The following is a 22,684-nucleotide window of genomic DNA, read 5'->3' on the forward strand; positions in this document are numbered from 1 at the left end:
GGCCCCGAATACCGGTAGCGACTCCCAATGAACCTACCCGAACAACCGCCACCGCCCCCACCCCTGCCCCCGCCTTCGCCCCCGACACGACTCGGGTCGATCGACGCCTATCGTGGCCTGGTGATGTTCCTCATGATGGGAGAGGTCCTCAGCTTCTGCGCCGTGGCCGCGACGCGGCCCGAGAGCCCGGTGTGGAAGCTCCTCTGCCATCACCAGGAACACGTCGAGTGGGTCGGTTGCACGCTCCACGACCTGATCCAACCCTCGTTTTCATTCCTGGTCGGGGTCGCCCTCCCCTTCTCGCTCGCCAGCCGTCGGGCTCGAGGGCAGTCGCAACTCAAGATGGTCGCGCACGCCGCTTGGCGTGCCCTCATCCTCATCTTCCTCGGCGTGGGATTACGCTCCGTCGGACGCCGCCAGACGTACTTTACGTTCGAGGATACGCTTTCCCAGATCGGCCTCGGGTATGTCTTTTTGTTCGCACTCGGACTGAGGCCGAGACGCGACCAATGGATTGCGCTCGTGCTGATCGTCGTGGGATACTGGGCCGCCTTCGCCGCCTATCCCCTACCGGGGCCGAACTTCGACTACACCAAGGTCGGTGTCCCCGCCGAGTGGCCCCACCACCTCAAGGGCTTCGCCGCCCACTGGGACAAGAACAGCAACGCGGCCTGGGCCGCCGACCGCTGGATCATGAACCTGTTCCCGCGCGAGTCGCCGTTCTCCTACAACGGCGGCGGCTATTCGACCTTGAGCTTCATCCCCACCCTCGGCACGATGATCCTCGGGCTCCTCGCCGGAGGGGTCTTGGCGAGCGACCGCCGGGCCTGGCCCAAGGTCGCCTGGCTCGTGGCCGCGGGCGTGATCGGACTGGCGTCCGGCTGGGCCCTCGACGCCTTCGGGGTCTGCCCCATCGTCAAGCGGATCTGGACCCCAAGTTGGGTCCTCTTCAGCGGCGGTTGGTGCTTCCTCTTCCTCGCCTTCTTCTACTCGGTCGTCGATCTGTTGAAGCTGCGGGCCTGGGCGTTCCCGCTCATGGTTGTCGGGATGAACTCGATCGCCGCCTACTGCATGAGCGGGTTGATTGAACGTTTCATCGCCAGGACCCTCACGGTCCACTTCGGGTCGGACGTCTTCAAGGTCCTCGGGCCCGACCTCGAGCCGCTCCTCCACGGCGCCGCCGTGCTGCTAGTCCTCTGGCTGATCCTGCTCTGGATGTATCGGCGGAAGATTTTCCTGCGGATCTGAACGAGGACGAAGATCGCCCGGCATTTCGCAGATGTTTGGCCCACAGATGCGGGGCGCGAGTGCCCGACTACCGGCCATTTGCGAAGTCCGCAAGAGACGCGGGGCACACCTGCCCCGCGGGAATGAGCAGGGATTGACGCGTCCTCACATCGTGAGGCTGTGCACAGGTCGATCGAACGCCCAATTCACTACGAGCGGGATCGAGCCTCGTGGTCATGGAGCGTTTAGGACAACGACGGGAGTCGCCTTCGATGAGTCTCTTCCGACAGCAATCGCTCCGCCTCGTCGTCGTCCTGACCGCCTTCGGCCCGGCCTCGCTCGCCGCCCAGTCCCTCAAAGACCGTACCAAGCCTGTGAACTTCGTCCGCGACATCCGGCCGATCCTCTCCCGAAACTGCTTCGCCTGCCACGGCCCGGACGAGGGCCAGCGCAAGGCCAAGCTCCGCCTCGATCTCAAGGACGGCGCCCTCGGCGAGCACGACGGCAACCGACCCTTCGTGCCGAAGTCCCTCGAGGAGAGCGAGGCGATCCGCCGCATCACCTCGAACGATCCCGAAGAGCGCATGCCGCCGGGGGACGAGTCGAAGCGGCTCCCCGCCGAGCAGGTCGAATTGCTCAGGCGCTGGGTCCAGGAGGGCGCGACGTGGGAGTCGCACTGGGCCTTCGAAAAGCCCGAAATGAGACCCCTTCCCACGATCTCCTCGACGGGAACCATAAATCCCATCGACGTGTTCATTCGAGCACGACTCGCCGCAGAGAACCTCGCCCCCTCCCCCGAGGCGGACCGGTATACCCTCGCCCGTCGGGTCAGCTTCGACCTGACCGGCTTGCCCCCCGAGCCGGACGTGGTCGAGGCCTTCGTCGCCGACCGCGCACCGGACGCTTATGAGTCGCTCGTCGACCGGCTCTTGCAATCCCCGGCCTACGGTGAGCGTTGGGCCCGAGTCTGGCTCGACCTCGCACGCTACGCCGACACGAAAGGCTATGAGAAGGATCAGAAGCGAACGGGCTGGCGTTATCGCGACTGGGTCATCGAGGCCTTCAACGCCGACATGCCTTACGACCGGTTCACGATCGACCAACTGGCCGGCGACCTCCTGCCGGGCTCGACCGCCGAACAGCAGCTCGCGACCGCCTTCCACCGAAACACCCTGAACAACGACGAAGGTGGGACGGACGACGAGGAGTTCCGCATCGCCGCCGTCAAGGACCGCGTCGACTCCACCATGCAGATCTGGATGGGCCTCACGATCGGCTGTGCCAAGTGCCACAGCCACAAATACGATCCGATCTCGCACAAGGAGTACTACCAGTTCTACGCCTTCTTCAACCAGACCGAGGACAGCGACAAGCCTGACGACCGCCCCGTGACCTCCTTCCCGAACCTCGAGCAGCAAGGTCGGATCGCCAGGATTCGCGCCGAGATGACCCGGCTCGAAGGCCAGCTCCACGCCCCGACTCCTGAGCGACTTGCCGCCGTCGAGCGTTGGGAGAGCGAGCTCGGGCCCAACATCGCCTGGGCGATCCTCAAGCCGGCCCGGATGGACGCGGCAAGCGACTCGAGGATGAAGCTCCTCCCCGACGACTCGATCCTTGTGGAAGGCAAGGGACCAGCTCGCGAGACCTACACCTTGACCTTCGCGAACGTCCCCCACCGCGTCGGCTCCATCCGCCTGGAGGCGATCCCCGATCCGTCGCTCCCGCAGAAGGGCGTCGGCCGCTCTCCGAACGACGGGAACTTTGTCCTCTCGGGGATCGACCTCTCGATCCGGAAGAAGGACGGAAGTACGGTCCCATGGGTTCTCGCCTCGGCCGACGCCGACTTCGCGCAGGACAATTACCCGGTCTCGGCCACGCTGAAGAATACCAATCCCAAGAAACTAGGCTGGGCGGTTTCCCCTCGACAGCGTGAGCCCCACCAGGCAGTCTTCCGGCTCCCCGAGGCGGCGACGATCCCCGAGGGTGGCGAGTTGGTGGTCCGCCTCGATCACCAATTCGAGTTCTCCTACCCAGGGTTCAGCATCGGCCGATTCCGGATCTCCGCCTCGGACGCCATCGATGCTCCGCTTCGAAAAACCCTCCCCGCCCCGATCGAGAGCATCCTCACCAAGCCCTCGGCGACCCGATCGACCAACGAGCGTGAGCAGCTCGTACGGCATTATGCGGACACGGCCCCCGAGACGAAGCCGGCCAGGGAAGAGATCGCCAGACTCCGCGGCGAGGTCGACGCGATCCTCAACGCGGTCCGCACGCCCGTCATGAAGGAGCTCTCCGAGGGCCAGAGGAGAGAGACGAAGGTCCATCGCCGTGGGAACTTCCTCGACCCCGGCGAGAAGGTCGATGCGGCCACCCCCTCGTCGTTCCCCCCCTTGCCCAAGGGGACTTCGGCCGATCGTCTGGCGCTGGCTCGTTGGCTGTTGGCTCCGGGCAATCCGCTGACGGCGCGTGTGGCCGTCAACCGGCACTGGGCCCACTTCTTCGGCCGAGGGCTCGTCGAGACCCAGGAGGACTTCGGGTCGCAAGGCCAGCCACCGAGCCACCCCGAGCTGCTCGACTGGCTCGCGCTCGACTTCCAGCGCACTGGGTGGTCGTTCAAACATCTTTGCAAGCGGATCGTGATGTCGGCGACGTACCGCCAGTCCTCGAAGGTCTCGCACGAGCTCGCGTCGAAGGATCGGTTCAACCGACTCCTCGCGCGTGGCCCTCGCTTCCGTCTCGAGGCCGAGATGATCCGCGACGCGACTTTGGCCGTCTCGGGCCTGCTCAGCCCGAAGATGTTCGGGCCGTCGGTCATGCCCCCCCAGCCCGAGGGGATCTGGCGGAGCACGTACAACCTCGATACCTGGAAGACCAGCACGGGCGACGACCGATACCGTCGAGGGCTTTATACCTTCGTGAAGCGGACTTCGCCGTACCCGGCCATGACCGCCTTCGACGCGCCGAGCCGAGAGTTCTGCTCGATCCGTCGGCTGAATACGAACACTCCGCTCCAGGCACTCGTGACCCTGAACGACTCGGCCTACATCGAAGGGGCGCAGGCCCTGGCACGCCGGACGGTCCGGGAAGCCGGCGCAACGTCCCGGGATCGCGTGTCCCTGGCCCTCAGGCGGGCGTTGAGCCGCCCCGCGGAGTCGAGGGAGATTGAGGCGCTCGCGTCGCTCTACGACCATCGCCTCGCGTTCTACCGCACCGACCTCGAGGCCGCCCGGGCCCTGGCCACCGACCCGCTCGGCCCCCTGCCCGAGGGTTGGGACGTCGCCGAGCTCGCCGCACTCACCTCGGTCTGCAACGCCATCCTGAACCTTGATGAGTTCCTCACCAGGGGCTGAACTCGGGTCGCCTGCACGCGAAGCCAACGCTTGGGAGCACAGATCGTGGAACTCGGCAACGAATACCTCAAGGCAGTCACGAGGCGCCACTTCTTCGGCCATTGCGGGGTCGGCCTTGGTGCGATCGCGCTGACGAGCCTGCTCCAACGCGAAGGCTCCAGTTCCGAAGAAGGCCCCGACCCGGACCACCCGCTCGCCCCTCGCCCCCCTCGACTACCGGCGAAAGCGAAGAACGTCATCTATCTGCACATGGCAGGCTCGCCCAGTCAGCTCGACCTCTTCGACGACAAGCCGGCCTTGCGGAAGTTCAACGGGAAAGCTTGCCCGCAGGAGCTGCTCAAGGGGAAGCGGTTCGCGTTCATCCAGGGCGTCCCCAACATGCTCGGCAGCCCGTTCTCGTTTTCGAGGCACGGCCAGGCCGGCGTCGAGTTGAGCGAGGTCTGGACCCACCTCCCGCGCGTCATCGACGAGTTCGCCGTCGTGAAGTCGTTGAACACCGACCAGTTCAACCACGCCCCCGCGCAGCTCTACCTCCACTCGGGGACTTCGCAGTTCGGTGGGGCCTCGCTCGGCTCCTGGGCGACCTACGGGCTCGGCTCGGAGAGCCAGGATCTCCCCGGCTTCGTCGTCCTGACGAGCGGCGGCAAGACCCCCGACGCCGGCAAGAGCGTGTGGGGGAGCGGGTATCTCCCCTCGGTCTATCAGGGCGTCCAGTGCCGATCGCCGGGAGACCCCGTCCTCTTCCTCTCCAATCCCGCCGGCATGGATCGCCAGGGCCGTCGCGAGATCCTCGACACGCTCAAGACCCTGAACGACTGGCAGGCCGAGTCGATCGGCGACCCCGAGACCGTCACCCGGATCGCCCAGTACGAGCTGGCCTACCGGATGCAGATCGCCGCCCCGGAGGTCATGGACATCTCCCGAGAGCCCAAGCACATCCTCGAGATGTACGGAGCCCGCCCCGGCTTCGTCCCCGACTCCGACTCGGCCGCCGACCCCCGCGTCGCCTACAAGGGGAACGACGCCGCCTTCGCCAACAACTGCCTCCTCGCCCGCCGCCTCGTCGAGTCGGGCGTCCGGTTCGTCCAGCTTTATGACTGGGGCTGGGACCACCACGGCGTCAGCCCCGGCGAGCACATCCCCTACATCCTCCCCATCAAGGTCCAGCAGATCGACCGCGCCATCACCGCGCTCGTCACCGACCTGAAACAGCGCGGGCTCCTCGACTCCACCCTGATCGTCTGGGGCGGCGAGTTCGGCCGCACCCCCATGCAGCAGAACAACGCACCCAACCAGCCCTACATCGGCCGCGACCACCACCCTTATGCCTTCACCATGATGCTCGCCGGCGGCGGCATCAAAGGGGGCCAGACCTACGGCCAGACCGACGAGATCGGCTACTACATCACCGAAAACCCGATGGACGTACGCGACCTCCAGGCCACGATCCTCCACCTCCTCGGCCTCGATCCCTGGAAACTCACCTACTCCTACCAGGGCCTGGAGCAGCGTCTCATCGGGGTCGAGGGCAAGGCCAAGCTCCACCAGGCCCTGCTGGCATGAGGCACATTGATCCTAGCCGCAAGAAGAAAGCTCATGAGTCGACTTCACAGGAGCGAGCCCACAACCGACTGATTCCTTTTGCCTTCGCTATCTCCAGCTACGAGGCTCAGGACGATTACCGCGCCATGATTCTCCCCAACTCTTCGAGTTCCATCTCGGTCATGGTGTCTCGGCGTCGATCATCAATCGTCTCGCCCTGATCCAGCTGATCGGCATGGGTCGTCTGTTGGAATGACAGAGTTTTCGTTTGCGGAATGGCCGCACTCCGTTGGGGGAGAAATACCTCAAAAAGAGGGACACGGATAAGCTGAGGAAAGCGGCGGTTCTGACGGATGATTCAGGCATCTCAGCCAGTCGTCTGCCGGAGGTTCTTCTGCTTGCCGGAGGCATTTTCTCGACTGAATGACCTACGAACGTGGCCGACCCATTCGCCCACTGTGGCGGTCAAAGACGACATGGGATTATCCTTGATTCCTGAGTCGCCCGGAAATACGATCTGCTCCCGCGGACGTGCCTTCGCGTGATCGGCATCCGCATGTCTTTTTTTATTTCGAGTGGAGCGAGATCATGAAGCGTAAGTATTTCGCGATTTTAGGATTCGCAGCAATCACGGTCGTGGCGATTACCGCGATGGCCCAATTGCCGGATGAAGTTCCGCAAAACGCCCTGACGCCCGGCAGGCCGGCTGGTATCGTTCCTGGCAATTTGGACTTGAACTCAGTCGATAGAAACGCCCCGCCTTTCGTCAAAGAAGCGGGCGCGTTGGTGGCACCAGCGGAGGTCAAAACCGAGCAGGGAAAGACCGTCACCGTTACGCGAAGCATCGTCGAGTCGGTCTCCACGCCCGCCTATGGTTATATCCATCAGTTCGGGTCGTTTCAGATCACATCATCAACTGCCGAAGGCATGTTCATGCTAAGTGCACAGCTGCCATTTCCGGACAATCGTCGGAGTGTGGACTTCTACCATGCGGCGCTCAGTTACGTGGGAAAATTTACCGATCCCACGACGGGGATCACGGGCTATTTATACCAAACGACGATTGGGGCACCAGTCAATGACACGAGGTTCTTCTTGTTCGGAGACAGCAACTTGAACTTCGCGGACCCTGACAGTAACGGCGTGCGATGGATGGTCTACTACAACGGGCAGGGGCAACGCACATTCTCTACCACCGCGCGTTTCTACCGCCCATGAATTCGATCGTCCATGTCTGATCCTGAGATTCGCCGACGCCGTGGCTCGATGCCATGCATTGGGCCACGAACGATTCTCAATCTCATCTTATGTCAATACATAATGACATGAACTCTTCGGATTTGTGCGGATGTTTCTCAAGCGAGAAGTGGTCGGACGACCTTGCCATGAACGTCGGTCAGGCGGTGGCGGCGGCCCTGGAAGGCGTAGGTGAGGCGGGTGTGGTCGATGCCGAGGAGGTGGAGGATCGTGGCGTGGAGGTCGTGGACGTGGACCGGGTCTTTGGTGATGTTGTACGAGAAGTCGTCGGTCGCGCCGTGGGTGTAGCCGGGGCGGATGCCGCCGCCGGCGAGCCAGAGGGAGAAGCAGCGCGGGTGGTGGTCGCGGCCGTAGTCGTCGACCGTCAGATCCCCTTGGCAATAGACGGTTCGGCCGAACTCGCCGCCCCAGACGACGAGGGTGTCGTCCAGGAGGCCGCGACGCTTGAGGTCGATCAGGAGGGCCGCCGACGGCTGGTCGGTGTCGCGGCACTGTCCGACGATCCGCGTGGGGAGCTTCACGTGCTGATCCCAACCCCGGTGGAAGAGCTGGATGAAGCGGACGCCGCGCTCTGCCATGCGGCGGGCCAGTAGGCAGTTGGCGGCGAAGGTCCCGGGCCGGCGTGAATCGGGGCCGTAGAGGTCGAAAATGTGCGCGGGTTCGTCGGAGACGTTGATCAGCTCCGGCACCGAGGTCTGCATCCGGGCGGCCATCTCGTATTGCGCGATCCGGGTCGAGACCTCGGGGTCGCCGGACTCTTCGAGCTTGCGGGCGTTGAGCCGGGCCAGGTCGTCGAGCATGCGCCGGCGAGTCGAGGAAGGGAGGCCTTCCGGATTCGAGAGGTAGAGGACCGGATCTCCAACCGAACGAAACTTCACACCCTGATACTTCGACGGCAGGAAGCCGCTGCCCCAGAGCCGGTCGTAGAGCGGCTGGTCTTCGGGGTTGCCGGTCCCCTTCGAGATCATCGCAACGAAGGCGGGGAGGTCGTGGTTCTCGCTGCCGAGGCCGTAGGCAAGCCAGGAGCCGATGCTCGGTCGGCCGGCGAGTGCGGCACCGGTCTGGAAGAAGGTGATGGCCGGGTCGTGGTTGATCGCCTCGGTGTACATCGACCGGATGATGCAGAGCTCGTCCGCGACTTTGGCCATATGCGGCAGGAGCTCGCTGAGCTCGGTGCCCGACTCGCCGTGCCTGGCGAACCGGAAGCGGCTGGGGGCGACGGGGAAGCTCGACTGCATCGAGGTCATCCCGGTCAGGCGCTGGCCGTTCCGGATCGAGTCCGGCAGCTCGGTGCCCCGGTATTGCTCGAGCTTCGGCTTGTCGTCGAAGAGATCGATTTGCGAGGGGGCCCCCGACTGGAACAGGTAGATCACCCGCTTGGCCTTGGGGGCGAAATGCGGGAGCCCCGGCAGGCCCCCGTCGCTCGACCCGCCCTGCGCTTTCTCGGGTTCGCTCGCCAGGCCGGGGACCTGGCCCGTGAGGGTCGCCAGGGCGATGGCGCCGAGGCCCGCCCGGCCGAAGAACCGTCGGCGATTTTCGAGGATCCGGAGCTCTTCGAACGGGTCCATTCGTCACTCCTTGGTGATCGTCTCGTCGAGGTTAAGGAGCAGTCCGGCGACGGTCGTGTAGGCCGCGACCTCGGCCACGTCGAGGTTCGGTCGGCGCGGGGCTTCGCCGGCCCCGGCGAGCTTCTCGGCCGCCTCGAGGTGAGTGCGATAGTAGGCCAGATGCTCCTCGAGCCCTCCTGCGAGGATCTCGAGCTCGTCCGAGGCCGGGGTGCGGGCGGTCACCAGTCGGAAGGCATGAGTGAGTCGTTCTCGAGGCCCTGCGCCCCCTTCGGCGATCACGCGTTCGGCCAGGACGCGAGACGCCTCGACATACGTCACGTCGTTCATCAAATTCAGAGCCTGCAACGGTGTGTTCGTGCGGGACTCTCGGACCGAGCAGGTCTCGCGTCCGGACGCGTCGAACGTCATCATCGACGGAGGGGCGATCGTCCGCTTCCAGAAGGTGTACAGGCTCCGTCGATAGAGCGACGGGCCGTTGTCGCGGTCGTAACGGGCCTCCGCCAGCTCGCTCCAGAGCCCCTCGGGTTGATACGGCTTCACGGAAGGTCCGCCGACCTCTTCGACGAGGAGCCCGCTGGCCGCCAAGGCCTGATCGCGGATCGCCTCGGCCGAGAGGCGGAAGCGCGGCCCTCGGGCGAGCAGGCGATTCTCAGGATCCTTGTGCCAGGATTCGGTTGTCACCTTTGAGGACTGGCGATAGGTCGCACTCGTGAGCATCAGCCTCAAAATGGACTTCATATCCCAGCCGTCTCGGATGAACTCACGGGCGAGCCAGTCGAGCAGATCCGGATGGCTCGGCCATCCTCCTTGCGAGCCGAAGTCGTCGGCCGTCTTGACGAGACCAGTGCCGAAAAGCATTTGCCAGGCTCGGTTGACGGCCACACGGGAGGTCAACGGGTGGGACGGGTCGACGACCCAACGGGCGAGGGCCAGTCGGTCGGGCTTCGTCGAAGCAGGAAGGTGAGGGAGCGAGGCGGGGATCGACGGCCCGACGCGCTCGCCCGGCTTGTCGTACTGACCCCTTGCGAGCACGTATGTCGGCCGAGGGGTCGGCAACTCCTGCATGACCATCGTCGTGGAGACTTCATCCCAGAGCGCCTGCCGACTCTTCCTCAACGTGAGCCATATCTTGCGGCAGCTACGAGCGAGGCTGGGGGCATCGTGCTCGAGGTAGTAGAGCCGCAGCACTCTCGCCTGAGCACTCGACCTGGCCGCTTGAGGGATGGCGGCGATGGCGTTAATGGGCTCACGGACCGCCAGAGATTCGATCTCGTCCTGGTCGAGCACGACGTTATAGATCCGGACGTCGTCGATCGCGCCGAAGAAAGGCTTCTGCGTCCCTCCCCCGCCGACCCCGATCCGCAACGGGGCCTTCGTCTGGAACGACTGATTGAGGTCGTCGAGAACGACGCTCAGGGGTTCATCGACTCCATCGATGAAGAGATGGACACCGCCGGCGATTCTCGATCCATCGTAAGTGAAGAGCACGTGGTGCCAGTCGCCTGGCTCGAGACGTCGGCGAGACTCCAACCAAATGGCGTCGTCGAGCGGTCGTTTGAACAGTCCGATCCGAATCGTCTTTTCCTCGAGCGAGACGATATACCCTTCCGGGATCGAGCCGTCGGTCATCCTCGAGACGATCCCACCACCGACCGGACCGTCGGGACGAATCCAGGTCCCGATCGAGAACTTGTCGAAGAACCCGAAATCGCCGGTGTCGCCAGCCTCGACAAATCCCGAGCCGTCGAACGTCGCGGCGCGACCGATTGCACCTTCGGTAAAGCCAGGTGCCTTGCCGGACGGTTTGGCGGACGTCCCGGAGGGGCCGGTATCCTCGAAACGGTCGTCGAGCGGGTAGTGCCCTAACAACCCTCGCTCGGCCCCCCAGCGAATGGGCGGGCCAGAGGCAACGGAACGCTCCCACTCGGTCTGCGACTGAGCGACGAACGACTCGAGCTTCCGATCATCACGTTCGATCGTTGCGAGCTGCTGATCGAGATTGTCGAGCTCTTTTTGTTGTCGCAGGGTTGGGGCCTTGATATAAGGGGGCGAGTTGCCGATCTTGATCGCCCTTCCCCGCTCGGGGATGTTGTTGAAGAAGGCGTAGAGGCTGTAGAACTCGCGCTGGGTGATCGGGTCGTACTTGTGATCGTGGCAACGGGCACAGCCGGCGGTGAGCCCGAGCCAGACCGTGGCGGTGGTCTCGACTCGGTCGACGACGTATTCGACGGCGTATTCCTCGGGGATGATCCCCCCTTCGGAATTCCCCCGGTGGTTGCGGTTGAAGCCGGTGGCAATCACCTGGTCGCGCGTGGCGTTCGGCAGGAGGTCGCCCGCGAGTTGTTCGACGGTGAACCGATCGAACGGCATGTTGTGGTTGTAGGCGTCGATGACCCAGTCGCGCCAGCGCCACATCGAGCGTTCACCGTCGGTCTGGTAGCCGCTGGTGTCGGCATACCGGGCCGCGTCGAGCCATCGTACGGCCATCCGCTCGCCGAACCGGGGTGAGGCGAGCAGTCGATCCACGGCTTTCTCGTAGGCCCGGGGCGAGTGGTCTGCGAGGAAGGCATCGACATCCTCGAGGCTCGGCGGCAGGCCGGTCAGGTCGAGCGTCGCCCTGCGGAGAAGCGTGACCTCGTCAGCCTCGGGCGAAGGGGTAAGCCCTTCCTTTTGGAGCTTTGCCAGGATGAAGGCGTCGATCGCGTTCCTGGCCCAGCCGCCAGGCGAGTCGGGAGGCGTCCGAGGCCTCGGCGGGACGAGCGACCAATGGGCCTCCCAAGGTGATCCTTGGCGGATCCAACGTCGGATCGTCTCAACCTGGCCGGACGTGAGGGAGCGACCCGAGTCGGGGGGAGGCATCCGTTCGTCGGGATCCTCGGACGTGATCCTTCGGAGGACCTCGCTCTCGTCGAGGTTGCCGGCGGAGATTGCTTTCCGGGCCTCGGCCTCGAGGTCGAGGCGGAGCCCCCCCTTGCGCTGGGCCTTGTCGGGACCGTGGCAGTGGTAGCAGGCGTCGGACAGGATCGGCCGGACGTCCTTGTTGAACCCAACGGGCTCGTCCGCGAACGCCGGGGCCCACCCGAGGCTCGAGATCAACAGGGCCCCGAAAGGCCAGGCGAACCGGATTCCCATGCGACGCCTCCCGACCGGTTTCCCCGAGACGCACCTCGCCGACGAATCCAAGACGATCGACTTGAACGATCACTCATCCGAGACGATCACCAATCGCCGACACTCCCGTCGGGATAGAATGAGCGCTGCGGCAGTTCTTGCTGGAACGGGTGCTTGGCGACGACATCCTCGTCGATCTCGATCCCGAGGCCGGGCAACTGGCTCGGCCGGACGATTCGCCCTAGTTTCTCGACGGTGAAGCCCTCGCGGACGACCTCTTGTCGCCAAGGGACGTCCTCGTGGACCGTCTCGCAAATGATGTACGAGGGGGTGGCGAACCCGAACTCGAGCGAGGCGGCGGTGCTGACCGGCCCCTGGGGGTTGTGGGGGGCGAGCGCGACGCGGTACGCCTCGGCCATCGCGGCGACCCGCCTGGCTTCGGAAAGGCCGCCACAGTGGGTGATGTCGGGCTGAAGGACGCTGCACGCCCGCTGCTCGAGCAGGTCGCGGAAGGCGTGCTGCGAGACGAGCCGCTCCCCCGTGGCGATCGGCGTCGAGACCGAACGCTGGATCAGGGCGATGTCCTGGATGGTCTCCGGCCAGCACGGCTCCTCGAAGAAGAAGAGGCCGTAGGGTTCGAGCGCCTTGGCGAATCGGAGCCCCATGCGAGGAGACGGCCGGGCGTGGCAATCGACCATGATGTCGATGTCGTCGCCCACGGCGTCCCGCATCGCCTTGACGCACGCCTCCGCATAATGGAGCGGCCTCAGGCCCTCGAGCGGCATCGTCTCGGGGACCGCCATCGCCTTGAAGGCCGTGAAGCCGTCGGCGACCGCCCGCCAGGCGAGGTCGGCGAATCGCGAGGCGTCCTCGGGCTTCGTCTCGTAGAAGCTCTCCATCTTGCCCCCGCCGAGGTGGCTGTAGAGGCGGATGTAGTCGCGGACCGGCCCGCCGAAGAGCTTGTGGCAAGGGACCCCGTGGACCTTGCCCATGATATCCCACAAGGCGATGTCGATCCCGCTAATCGCGGTCCCGCGGACGATCCCGTTGCCATGCCAGAAGTGCTGGCGGTACATCATCTGCCAGAGATACTCGACCCGGGTGGGATCCTCCCCCACCACGAGCTCCGCAAGGTCTTCGATCGCGCCGACGACGGCGCGGGTGTGCCACTCGAGCGTCGCTTCCCCCCAACCGTAGAGCCCGGGCTGGTCCGTGATGACTTTCACGAATACCCAGTTCCTCATCCGGGCGTTGCAGACGAGGGTCTCGACCTTCACAATTTTCACGGGGGGTTCCCTCTGGAATCCGGAGGCAAGGCCAACACCAGTCTCGAGCGGGTCGGACTCACGGGAATCGAAAGCGTCGGACGCCAACCCCCGCGACGGATCCGGGGATCGTCCGACCGTCGAGTTATCATACTCTCGAAATGTCCCGACCTCCCCATCAGAACTTCCCGCGAAACCGGGAAGAGCGATCTCTCGATTCCAGCTCACTTCAGGTCAGACTCGCGCCCGCCGACGCCCAGTCCCGGGCTGGTGGAACCAACCGCAAGCGTGACCTCCTCGAGATCAGCCTCGGAGACGCCGAATGGGCGTGCGGACCTCGCGACGGACGCAATCGGATCTGCCCGGAGAATCTCTTCGGTCAACTCCAACGTCAAGTCGACGTCTCCTTCGGTGTGGGCGGCCGAGAGGCTCCCCTGCTTGGTGGGGAGCGGGAAGTGGTAGACGCCGCGGTCGATCAACGCGCGACGGTAGCGGGCGTCGAGGGCCATGTCGTGATGCTTGGCGAGGTCGCGCCAGTCCTGGGGCAGGTGGTCCATGAAGTAGGCGCAGAAGGCGGAACCCTGTCGCGCAACGACCGCCGAGATCCCGAGTCGATCGAAGATTCGTTCGAGACCGGCCTGCATCCGGGCCCCGAGGCGCTCGAGGCGAGGATAGAGCGTCGACCGTTCCCTGAGGAGCGTCTCCATCGTCGCGATCGCCGCGGCCACGGGGACGGGGTGACCGTTGAACGTCCCGGCGATCATCACGCGACGGTCGGCGTCGGGATGGTCGAAAAGGTCCATGATCTCGGCCCTCCCGCCGATCGCGCCGATCGGATACCCGTTGGCGATCGCCTTGCCGAAGGTGGAAAGGTCGGGCCGGACCCCGGCGATCGCCTGGTAGCCGCCCGGGTCGTGGCGGAAGCCCGTCTTGACCTCATCGAAAACGAGCACGACCCCGTGCCGGTCGCAGAGCTCCCGTAGGCCTTTGAGGAACCCCGGACGCGGCATCACCACGCCGATATTCTGGAGGATCGGCTCGGTGATCAAGCAGGCGACGGGATACGCCTCGAACGCCCGGCGGACGGCCTCGAGGTCGTTGAACTCGACGACGTGAACATGCGAGGCGACGTGCGAAGGCATCCCGGCCGAGAGCGGGACGAAGGGGTTCTCGCCCGAAACGGTCCGCGGCCCGAGCCGTTCCAATGGCGTCATGACGTTGCAGGCGACCTCGTCGTGCCAACCGTTGTACCCGCCTTGCATCACCACGACGTGGTCGCGGCCCGTGAACGCCCGGGAGAGCCGGAGCGCGTGGTAGGTGGCCTCTGAGCCGGTCGTGGTGACCTGGACCTTGTCGAGGGTGGGCACGCACTCGCAGAGGAGCTCGGCCAACCGCCCTTCCCAGGGGGTGGTCCCCGAGCCCATCAGGGTCCAGCCTTCGACCATCGCCTTCCGCACCGCATCCTCGACCTGGGGCGCGGAGTGGCCGAGGAGGAACGGGGCGAAACCGCCGTGGTAGTCGATGTAGCGGTTCCCGTCCGCGTCCCAGACGTGGGCCCCCTGCCCTCGGACGAAGGCGATCTCCGGCTCGACCCGGCGATTCAAGGAGACCATCCCGCCCGGGATGACTCGTCGGTTTCGTTCGAAGAGAGCCTTCGATATCGGACGGTCCATGAGAGTCCTCGACGAGTTAGGCAGGCCTGGACTCGGAGCGGAGCCACACCCCGATCCGTTCCGATGCTGCGTCGGTCAGCGCCTCGAGGCAGCCGGCCTCCAGGATGGCGACCCGTTCTTGATAGATCCCGCGCCCATAGGTCGACGCGGTCGGGAGGTAGACCGGGCCGCTGCCATTGACCAGCGTGATCACGACGATCAGGGTCGACGGGTAGCGCCGGCGCAGCTCGCGCTGGAGATACTGATAGTGCTCCGACTCCACGGCCAGCCAGACCACGTCGCCGGCCTGCCAGAGCCGAATGGCGAACGGGTAGGCCGGCCCCGGCGGGAGGTCGAGCCGGACCAGGAGCCGGTCCGCCCGCTCGATAAACGCACGGCAGTCGGCGGCCCGCGCGACATCTCCGCGTTCGAGGGCGTCCCGCTCCTCCGCCTGCCATCCGGCGCGTTCGCGGCGGACCTCCTGCGCATTCGGGAGTCCCGACCGATACGGGAGGTCGACGGTGGCGTGCTCCCGTCGCCAGGTTTCCAGGGCCTTCAACCTGGCCTCGTCGACCGCGCCATGCCGCCAGGTCCCGATCGCGGTCCCGGATTCGACGATGCCCGCGTACTCGAATCTCGTGAGGGGCGGCGGGAGCGACTCCAGGGCGGACAGCACCGCGTATCCGAGCTGCCGGCCGTTCCGGTCGGCCACCGCCGGATCACCGACGAAGCCGTCGCGAGGGCCGAGGTCCCCCGAGGCCCCCTGGAGGAACAGGCAGGGGACACCCGTCTCACGCTCGACGACTTCCCGCATCGCGCCGGGGTAGTCCGGACTGATGAGCGAGTTCCCCCAGGCGAGGGTTGTCGGATGGCAGGCGTAATTCACCAAGGTGGCGACGGGCGAGCCGTCGCTTCCCGTGATCCGGACGACCAGGACGGTGTCGTCCGCATCGCCGTCGGGGTTGAAGCCGACGACGATCCGCCCGTCATCCTCGTCGAGGAAGTCGCGGTGGGCGGCGAGGCCGCAGCGCCCGAGTCCGTACCCGAGCGTCGCCGGCTGCCAGCGGGAACGGGCCTCGAGGATGAGCGAGCTCAGCCGCTCGGCCAGATCCTCGAGGTACGGCCCGATCAATTCTCCGCCGGGCCGATCGGCGCGAGTCTTGTCCATCAAGCCCGCGGCATGGGTGTGAGAGAACGCGATGAGGAGCCGGTCGGGATCGACCGCCGCCCGTTCGGCGATCGCGACCAACAGCCGAGCACTCTCTTTGCCGAAAAGGAGGCAATGATCGACAGCGATGAGCGTCTGTTCCTCCGAAGACGCGTCCTCGGGTCCGAACACGAGGACCGTCGCGGTGAGCGGACGATGAACCCCCGTGGAACGGTCATGGGGGGCCGCCCCCCACATCCGGTGGTAGATCCCGACCGGCGGAGTGACGTCGCCTCGGGAGAGTCCGACGTGGCAAAGACTCTGGGGGAAGTCGACGAATCGAGTCATGACAAGCCCGGCGCCTCCGTTTCGGCTTCGGCGGTCGCCGGGGAGTCGGCGTTGAAGATGAGCCAGCTCACGCACGCGAGGATGTGGATGCCGGCAAACAGGAAGAGGACGGCCTCCCACGAGCCGGTCGACTTGACGATCTCGGGCACGACGAGGGGGAAGAGGATCGCGCCGACCGTCCCGGCCGAGTTCATGATCCCGAAGAACCGGGCCGTGTCGTCTTTGCCCAGGTCGATCGTGAGGGCATACGCTGCCGGACCGGCCATCGCCGCGGCGAACGCCCCGAGGCTGAGGACCAGGACGGCGAGCCAGGCGTTCGAGACCGGCTGAGCAAGGACGATGCAGCCGGTCGCCAAGGCCAGGCTCACCGCAGAGACCCCTTGTCGGGCGAGCCGGAGGCTTCCGGTTCGGGCCAGGACGAGATCGGAGAGCCAGCCGCCGACGAAGCAGCCGGACATCATCGCCCAGTGGGGCAGGCTCGCGAGTACCCCCGACTCCCACATCACGACCCCTCTCGTCTCGCGGAGATAGGTCGGGAACCAGCTCAGGTAGAACATCACCCCGGCCGCCCGGAAGCACTGCTGGAGCGAGAGTCCGATCAGGGCGCGGTCCGTAAGCAACTGAGCCAAAGGTCGAAGCGTGTGCGAAAGCTCCCGCTCCGGCCCTCTCCCGGCGTGAATGAGGGCAAGCTCGGCCCGATTGACGGCGGGATGCTGCTCGGGTCGATCCCGGAACCAGCGGGCGAAGCCGGCCGCCCAGACCAGGCCGGGGATCGTGTAGAGCGCGAACATCCAACGCCACGAGGCGACCTCGAGGATGACCCCGGAGAGGGCCGCCCCGATCGCACCTCCGACCCCCATGAAGCTCGTGAGGACTCCGCTCGCCATCCCCCGTTTCGCGGCCGGGAACCATCGGCCAAGCGTGGCCGTTGCCGAGGGGAGCGCCCCCGCCTCCGCCGCCCCCATCGCGAGCCTCGCGAGGACCAGTAGGGCGAATCCCATCGCGAGGCCGCACAGGGTCGTCGCGAGCGACCAGGCGAACGCGAACGCGACCAGGGCCCGCCTCGAGCCATAGGTCCGATCCACCCAAGCCGCAGGGACCTGGAAGATCGCGTACGTCAGGAAGAAGGCGCTCATCGCCAGGCCCATCTGCGAAGCGGAGAGCCGAAGGTCGTCGCGGATCAATTTCTCCGCAACGCTGATGCAGCCTCGGTCGACATAGGCGATCGCCGTCGCCACGCAGAGCCACCCCAGGACGATCTGGCGGACATGCGAGGGCTGTTCGTCCCCCGCTCCAAGAGTCCCGGCGAAGTAGCGACTCGGGCTCGGCAGGGCGATCGTCGCCTCGCCCGTCGAGGGGAGCGACAATCGGCCGAGGCCCTCATCGCCTTCACCTCCCAGACGAGGGACGCCGGATCGATTCTCGAATTCCTCTTCAATCATGCGATAATCTCGAGAATGGGCTTGCCATGGTCGATGTCGAGCCGCTTCTGGCCGGGGACTTCGAGCCGTCTCGAGTCGAGGCCGAGCTGGCGAAGGACCGTGGCGTGGACGTCGGTGACGTAGTGGCGGTCTTCGACGGCGTGGAATCCCAGCTCGTCGGTCTTGCCGTGGACCACCCCTCCCTTGATACCGCCGCCGGCCATCCAAATCGAGAACCCGTACGGATGATGGTCGCGGCCGTCGCTCGACTGGGCCCCCGGCGTCCGGCCGAACTCGGTGGCCCAGACCACGAGGGTCTCGTCGAGAAGCCCGCGTTGCTTGAGGTCCTTGAGGAGCCCGGCGATCGGCCGGTCGACCTGGCCGCAAAGTGCAGCGTGGCTGTTCTTCAGATTGCTGTGGGCATCCCAGGCCCCTGCCCCTCCGTTCGAGCCGTGGAAGATCTGGACGAACCGGACGCCCCGCTCGACCAGACGCCGGGCCGCCAGGCACGACTCGCCGAACGGACGGGTCTGGTCGTGGTCGAGCCCATAGAGAGTCCGGGTCCCGGTCGACTCGCTGGAGAGCCGCACAACCTCGGGGACGGACATCTGCATCCGAAAGGCCAGCTCATACGACTTGATCCGGGCCCGCAGGGCGGAGTCGTCGGGATACCGAGCCGACGAGAGCCCGTTCAACTCTCTCAGGAGTTCGAATTCTCCCGCCTGTTCCTCGAGGTAGACCGACTTCTCCGGCCTCGCGAACGGGAGCGGGTTCGCCGGGTTGACCTCGAGCCGGACGCCGTCGTGCTCGGGGCCGAGGTAGTGGCCCCCGTGGCCCTTCACGCCCCCGCAGCAGTCGGCCAGGGGGCTTCCCAAAACGACGAAGCTGGGGAGCTCGTCGTTGAGCGAGCCGAGCCCGTAGTGGACCCACGAGCCGAGTGTCGGGAAGACCCCCTCGAGGGCATGCCGGCCGGTGTGGAACTGGAGCTGGGCGCCGTGGTTGTTGTCGGTCGTCCACATCGAGCGGACGAACGAGATGTCGTCGACGCAGTCGCCGAAGTTGGGCCACCAGTCGGAGACCTCGATCCCGGACTGCCCCCGCTTCGAGGAGCCGACCTGCATCGGGAAGATCGTCGGTTGGATGGAGACGATCCCCGGCACGACTTCGCGAAGGTTCTTCTTGACGAAGGGGGAGTCGAGCGTCGCCTTGTAGGGGGTCTCGGCGATCGTCTTCCCCGCGTACTTGTTGAGCTCCGGCTTGGGGTCGAAGCTCTCCATGTGGCTCGTGCCGCCGATCATGAAGAGCCAGATGACGTTCTTGGCCTTCGGCGCGAAGTGGGGAAGGCCGTCCGGCGGGGCCCATTCTCCGGCCTTGGCGATGCCGTCGCGGTGGAGCATCGCCCCCAGCGCCAACCCGGTGAACCCCATGCCGACGTCGGCTAGGAAGGCGCGTCGAGGCATGGCACGTCGAGTGGGATCGGTCTGTCTCCGGTTCATGATCGAGTCCTCCCGAGAGCGACCGGTCAACGGATCGTGACGAAATCGTTGTGGTTCAACAGCACGTGGACGAGGTCTTCGCGGGCCCTCTGCCGAGGTTCGGGCGAAGGGCCGGTCGTCGGGGCCGGGCCGTCGTCGACCGGCGTGAGCCGGGAAGGGTCCGAGAGGAGCCGCTCCTGCTTCGCCAGGTATCGGACGCAGGCAAGCCGTTCCGCATCGGTGGGCGACCGGCCCAGGACCTGCTCGCAGGCCGCGACGACGAACCGGTCGGCAGCCTCGGCTGAGGGCAAATCCTGGAGGCCCTCGGCGAGCTTCCTCGCGAGGATGCGCGACAGTCCGAGTGCGAGCGGGCTGTTCGCCAGGGCGAGTGCCTGTTGAGGCACGATGCTGACGTCTCGGCTGTAGCAGGCCACGGCATTCGCCGAGTCGAAAATACTCAAAAATGTGGAGACTTTTTCATTGGCGTGGCGGAGGTACAGGCTCCGCCTCGGGACCTTGGCGTCGAGCGTCTGGTCGAAGTCGGGGCCGCCCATGGTGGGGTCGAGCTCGCCCGCGACCTGGAGCACATTATCCCGGACGATCTCTGCCTCCATGCGTCGGGCATTCATCCGCCAGACCGAGCGGTTCTCGGGGTCGACGCGCATCGCCGGGCTGTCCGGCGGGGCCGACGACTGCATCCGGTAGGCCCGGCTCGTCACGATGAGCCGGTGCAGATGCTTGAGGCTCCAGCCCGAGTCCATCAGCTCGACGGCCAGCCAATCGAGGAGCTCGGGGTGCGTGGGACCTTTGCCGTTCGCGCCGAAGTCGAAGACGGTCGGGACGAGCGGCTTGCCGAAGTGGCGAGCCCAAACATAATTGGCCGCGACCCGGGCGGTGAGGGGGTTCTTCCGGTCGGTGATCCAACGCGCCAGGGCCGATCGACGACCGCTGCTGACAGCCGGCCGCGCCGGTTCGAAGGGGGTGTAGGCGGTCGAAGGGCCCGCGCTCGCGGCCTTCACCGCGGCCGCGAGCGCCATCTTCGCCGCGGCCAATTTGGCCTCCCCATCTTCCGCCTGCCCCTTCGGCGACGCCTTCGACGCCAGTACGGCATGCCGCCGATGCTCGACCTCGGCTTCGGCGGCCAGGACGGCCGACTGCCGCTCGGCATACGTGGCCTGGATCGCGAGAAGGTCGGCCCGCTTCGAGTCGGGAGGGTCCGCATATCGAGCCTGGTCGGCGACGATCTTGGCCCGTACGGTCAGCAGGGCCGCCTGCGCAGACGACAGTTGCCTCGAGCACGCCAGTACCTTGGCACCGGCCACGTCAACATCCACCTCGATCTTGGCGCGATCGGGATTCCCGCCCTCGAGTCGGGTAATCGATCGGACGAGCTGCTCCCGAGCCTGATCCTCGGCGAGTCTGGCTCCTCCAAGCGCATTGGATGCCGAAGCGACCTTTGCCTCGGCCGCGTCGATCGCCTCACGTCGAATGTGCGGACGAAGGGCCGGATACCGGGCCGTCGCGGGAAGCGAGACCACTGCGATACCGGCCTCGCCGCCGAAGACTGCCGGGACGGCCGGGGTCAAGGGGTGGTCCTTGTCCGGTTGGCTCTCCTCGCCTCGGCGAAACAGGTACGTCAGTTCCGTCGGGTGTGCGTCCAGGACGCGTGCCACGCCGTCCTTCGTGGTGTCGGGCTGGCCGGGGAGTCGGTCGGTCGCAACGTCGTGCGATTGGAAGAAGGCCTTGAGCCGGTAGTAGTCCGCTTGTGTAAAAGGATCATATTTATGGTCGTGGCACCGGGCGCAGTTGAGCGTGATGCCGAGGAACGCCTTGGACGTATGCTCGACCGTGGCGTCGAGCCAGGTGTTGCGGTTGAACTTGTACCAGTTCCGCGCGAGGAATCCGGTGGCGCGGAGGGTGTCCGGGTCGTCGGGGGCGATCTCGTCGCCGGCGAGCATCTCGCGGATCATCGCGTCGTACGGCTTGTCGCGGTTCAGCGAGGTGACGATCCAGTCACGCCAGCGCCAGATGTGCGGCTGGCTCTCGCGGACCTCGGCACCGAATCCGGCCCAGTCGCTGTACCGCCAGATATCCATCCAATGCCTACCCCAGCGCTCGCCGAATCGCGGCGACGCGAGGAGCCGATCGACGAGACGTTCGTAGGTGTCTTCGGAATCATCGTCGACGAACGCCCGAATGTCTTCGCGGGAGGGGGCTAGGCCCGTCAGGTCGAGCGCGACGCGCCTGAGGAGGGTGGCCCTGTCGGCCTCGGGGACCGGCTCGATACCGAGCCGGCCATAGCCCGCTTCGAGAAACGCATCGATCGGATTCGAGGGATGGCCCCTGCCGACGTCGGCCGGTACCTTCGGCCGGGTCGGCCCCACAAACGCCCAGTGCTTGGCAGGATCCGGCTGCGGCTCCTCGGACTCCGGCGATTTGGCACCCGCGTCGATCCAACGGCGCAGGTGCGCGATCTCCGAAGCGGAGAGCGGCTCCCCTTCCGGCGGCATCCGCGTCCCTTCCCCGGCCGTCACCAGTTCGATCAGCAGACTCTCGGCCGACTTGCCGGGTTCAACAGCAGCCCCCCCCTCTCCCCCCTTCCTGATCGATTCGCCCGTGTCGACCCGCAGGCCCCCCTTCTGCTTCAGGGCGCCGTGGCAGGAGTAACAGCGGTGCGACAGGACCGGCTTCACGTCGCGAGTGTAGTTGACCGGCTCCGCGGCTCGGCCTTCCGAACACGCTCCTGTCGAGGCGAGTACCAGGAGCAGACAAGGGACAACCCACGGAGTCCTACGACGGGCGGCGCGTCCCGCCGGGATCCGAGAAACCGGCCCGACGAGTCTCGCACCCTTATTTATCGATTGCATCATCATAAATCGCCTTCGTCAGGGACTCGCGCTCGCTATCGAGGGAGTGGGTCCCGAGCCCTTTGGGGAATGCCGACTCTCTCGCAGTCGGCACTCCCGAGCACCATCGGCCGGGGCCTCCGAGGTGGTTTGGGACGAGGTCGGGGAAGGCCCTAGGGTTGGGGATGTTCGGAGTCATCGTCACAGTCCGACGACCTTCCTGGAAGCCTCTTTAACGTTAAAGTATCATGCCACACGCCCTGCCAATTTTCAAGGAAGACCCCTGTGGCTCGCTCAGACTCTGTCCCGAAACCCGATTTCTTCCTTCAAAATCGGGGTTCTGTGGGATTTGGCGACGAGAACCCGCGAGCGGTCGTCGGGGTTGACTGGGTCAGAAACCCGATTGACTCAAGGGATAAACATGTGCCTGAGTCATCCCGTAGGGTGGGCATTGTCCTCCAGACTTTCCCGGTGA

At 65.7% G+C, this 22,684-nt stretch carries 12 protein-coding genes; 4 read left to right on the top strand and 8 right to left on the bottom strand.

The window, feature by feature from the left end; genetic code table 11:
- The first annotated feature begins 27 nt into the window (after positions 1 to 27).
- From ACYOEI_RS09595 to ACYOEI_RS09610, 4 genes are all read left to right on the top strand, one after another.
- Positions 28 to 1,248, top strand: a complete 1,221-nt coding sequence (locus ACYOEI_RS09595) for an acyltransferase family protein (protein WP_462849207.1) — start codon at positions 28 to 30, stop codon at positions 1,246 to 1,248.
- A gap of 251 nt (positions 1,249 to 1,499) precedes the next feature.
- The gene (locus ACYOEI_RS09600) at positions 1,500 to 4,577 is read left to right on the top strand and encodes a PSD1 and planctomycete cytochrome C domain-containing protein (protein WP_462849208.1); all 3,078 of its coding nucleotides are present in this window, start codon (positions 1,500 to 1,502) and stop codon (positions 4,575 to 4,577) included.
- Positions 4,578 to 4,622: 45 nt separating this feature from the next.
- Positions 4,623 to 6,140 (top strand): DUF1501 domain-containing protein, encoded by a 1,518-nt coding sequence (locus ACYOEI_RS09605; protein ID WP_462849209.1) that lies wholly within the window; start codon positions 4,623 to 4,625, stop codon positions 6,138 to 6,140.
- A 567-nt stretch (positions 6,141 to 6,707) separates the two neighbouring features.
- The gene (locus ACYOEI_RS09610) at positions 6,708 to 7,337 is read left to right on the top strand and encodes a hypothetical protein (RefSeq protein WP_462849210.1); all 630 of its coding nucleotides are present in this window, start codon (positions 6,708 to 6,710) and stop codon (positions 7,335 to 7,337) included.
- Positions 7,338 to 7,474: 137 nt separating this feature from the next.
- On the opposite strand, the gene ACYOEI_RS09615 is transcribed toward ACYOEI_RS09610, so the two are convergent.
- From ACYOEI_RS09615 to ACYOEI_RS09650, 8 genes are all read right to left on the bottom strand, one after another.
- Positions 7,475 to 8,944: a DUF1501 domain-containing protein gene (locus ACYOEI_RS09615; protein ID WP_462849211.1), complete on the bottom strand. Its 1,470-nt coding sequence runs from the start codon at positions 8,942 to 8,944 to the stop codon at positions 7,475 to 7,477.
- A gap of 3 nt (positions 8,945 to 8,947) precedes the next feature.
- Entirely contained in the window at positions 8,948 to 12,076 is a 3,129-nt protein-coding gene (locus tag ACYOEI_RS09620; protein ID WP_462849212.1) for a DUF1553 domain-containing protein, read from the bottom strand.
- 86 nt (positions 12,077 to 12,162) lie between these two features.
- Positions 12,163 to 13,341 (bottom strand): galactonate dehydratase, encoded by a 1,179-nt coding sequence (gene dgoD, locus ACYOEI_RS09625; RefSeq protein WP_462849213.1) that lies wholly within the window; start codon positions 13,339 to 13,341, stop codon positions 12,163 to 12,165.
- 203 nt (positions 13,342 to 13,544) lie between these two features.
- Entirely contained in the window at positions 13,545 to 14,993 is a 1,449-nt protein-coding gene (locus ACYOEI_RS09630) for an aspartate aminotransferase family protein (RefSeq protein ID WP_462849214.1), read from the bottom strand.
- A gap of 16 nt (positions 14,994 to 15,009) precedes the next feature.
- The gene (locus tag ACYOEI_RS09635) at positions 15,010 to 16,467 is read right to left on the bottom strand and encodes a neutral/alkaline non-lysosomal ceramidase N-terminal domain-containing protein (protein WP_462849215.1); all 1,458 of its coding nucleotides are present in this window, start codon (positions 16,465 to 16,467) and stop codon (positions 15,010 to 15,012) included.
- The gene (locus ACYOEI_RS09640; protein ID WP_462849216.1) at positions 16,464 to 17,909 is read right to left on the bottom strand and encodes an MFS transporter; all 1,446 of its coding nucleotides are present in this window, start codon (positions 17,907 to 17,909) and stop codon (positions 16,464 to 16,466) included. The genes ACYOEI_RS09635 and ACYOEI_RS09640 overlap by 4 nt, the downstream gene beginning before the upstream one ends.
- On the bottom strand, positions 17,906 to 19,384 hold the full coding sequence (locus ACYOEI_RS09645) for a DUF1501 domain-containing protein (protein ID WP_462849217.1): 1,479 nt from the start codon (positions 19,382 to 19,384) through the stop codon (positions 17,906 to 17,908). The genes ACYOEI_RS09640 and ACYOEI_RS09645 overlap by 4 nt, the downstream gene beginning before the upstream one ends.
- Positions 19,385 to 19,410: 26 nt before the next feature.
- Positions 19,411 to 22,236: a PSD1 and planctomycete cytochrome C domain-containing protein gene (locus ACYOEI_RS09650; RefSeq protein ID WP_462849218.1), complete on the bottom strand. Its 2,826-nt coding sequence runs from the start codon at positions 22,234 to 22,236 to the stop codon at positions 19,411 to 19,413.
- Positions 22,237 to 22,684 lie beyond the last annotated feature (448 nt).

The organism is Singulisphaera rosea (assembly GCF_054877945.1).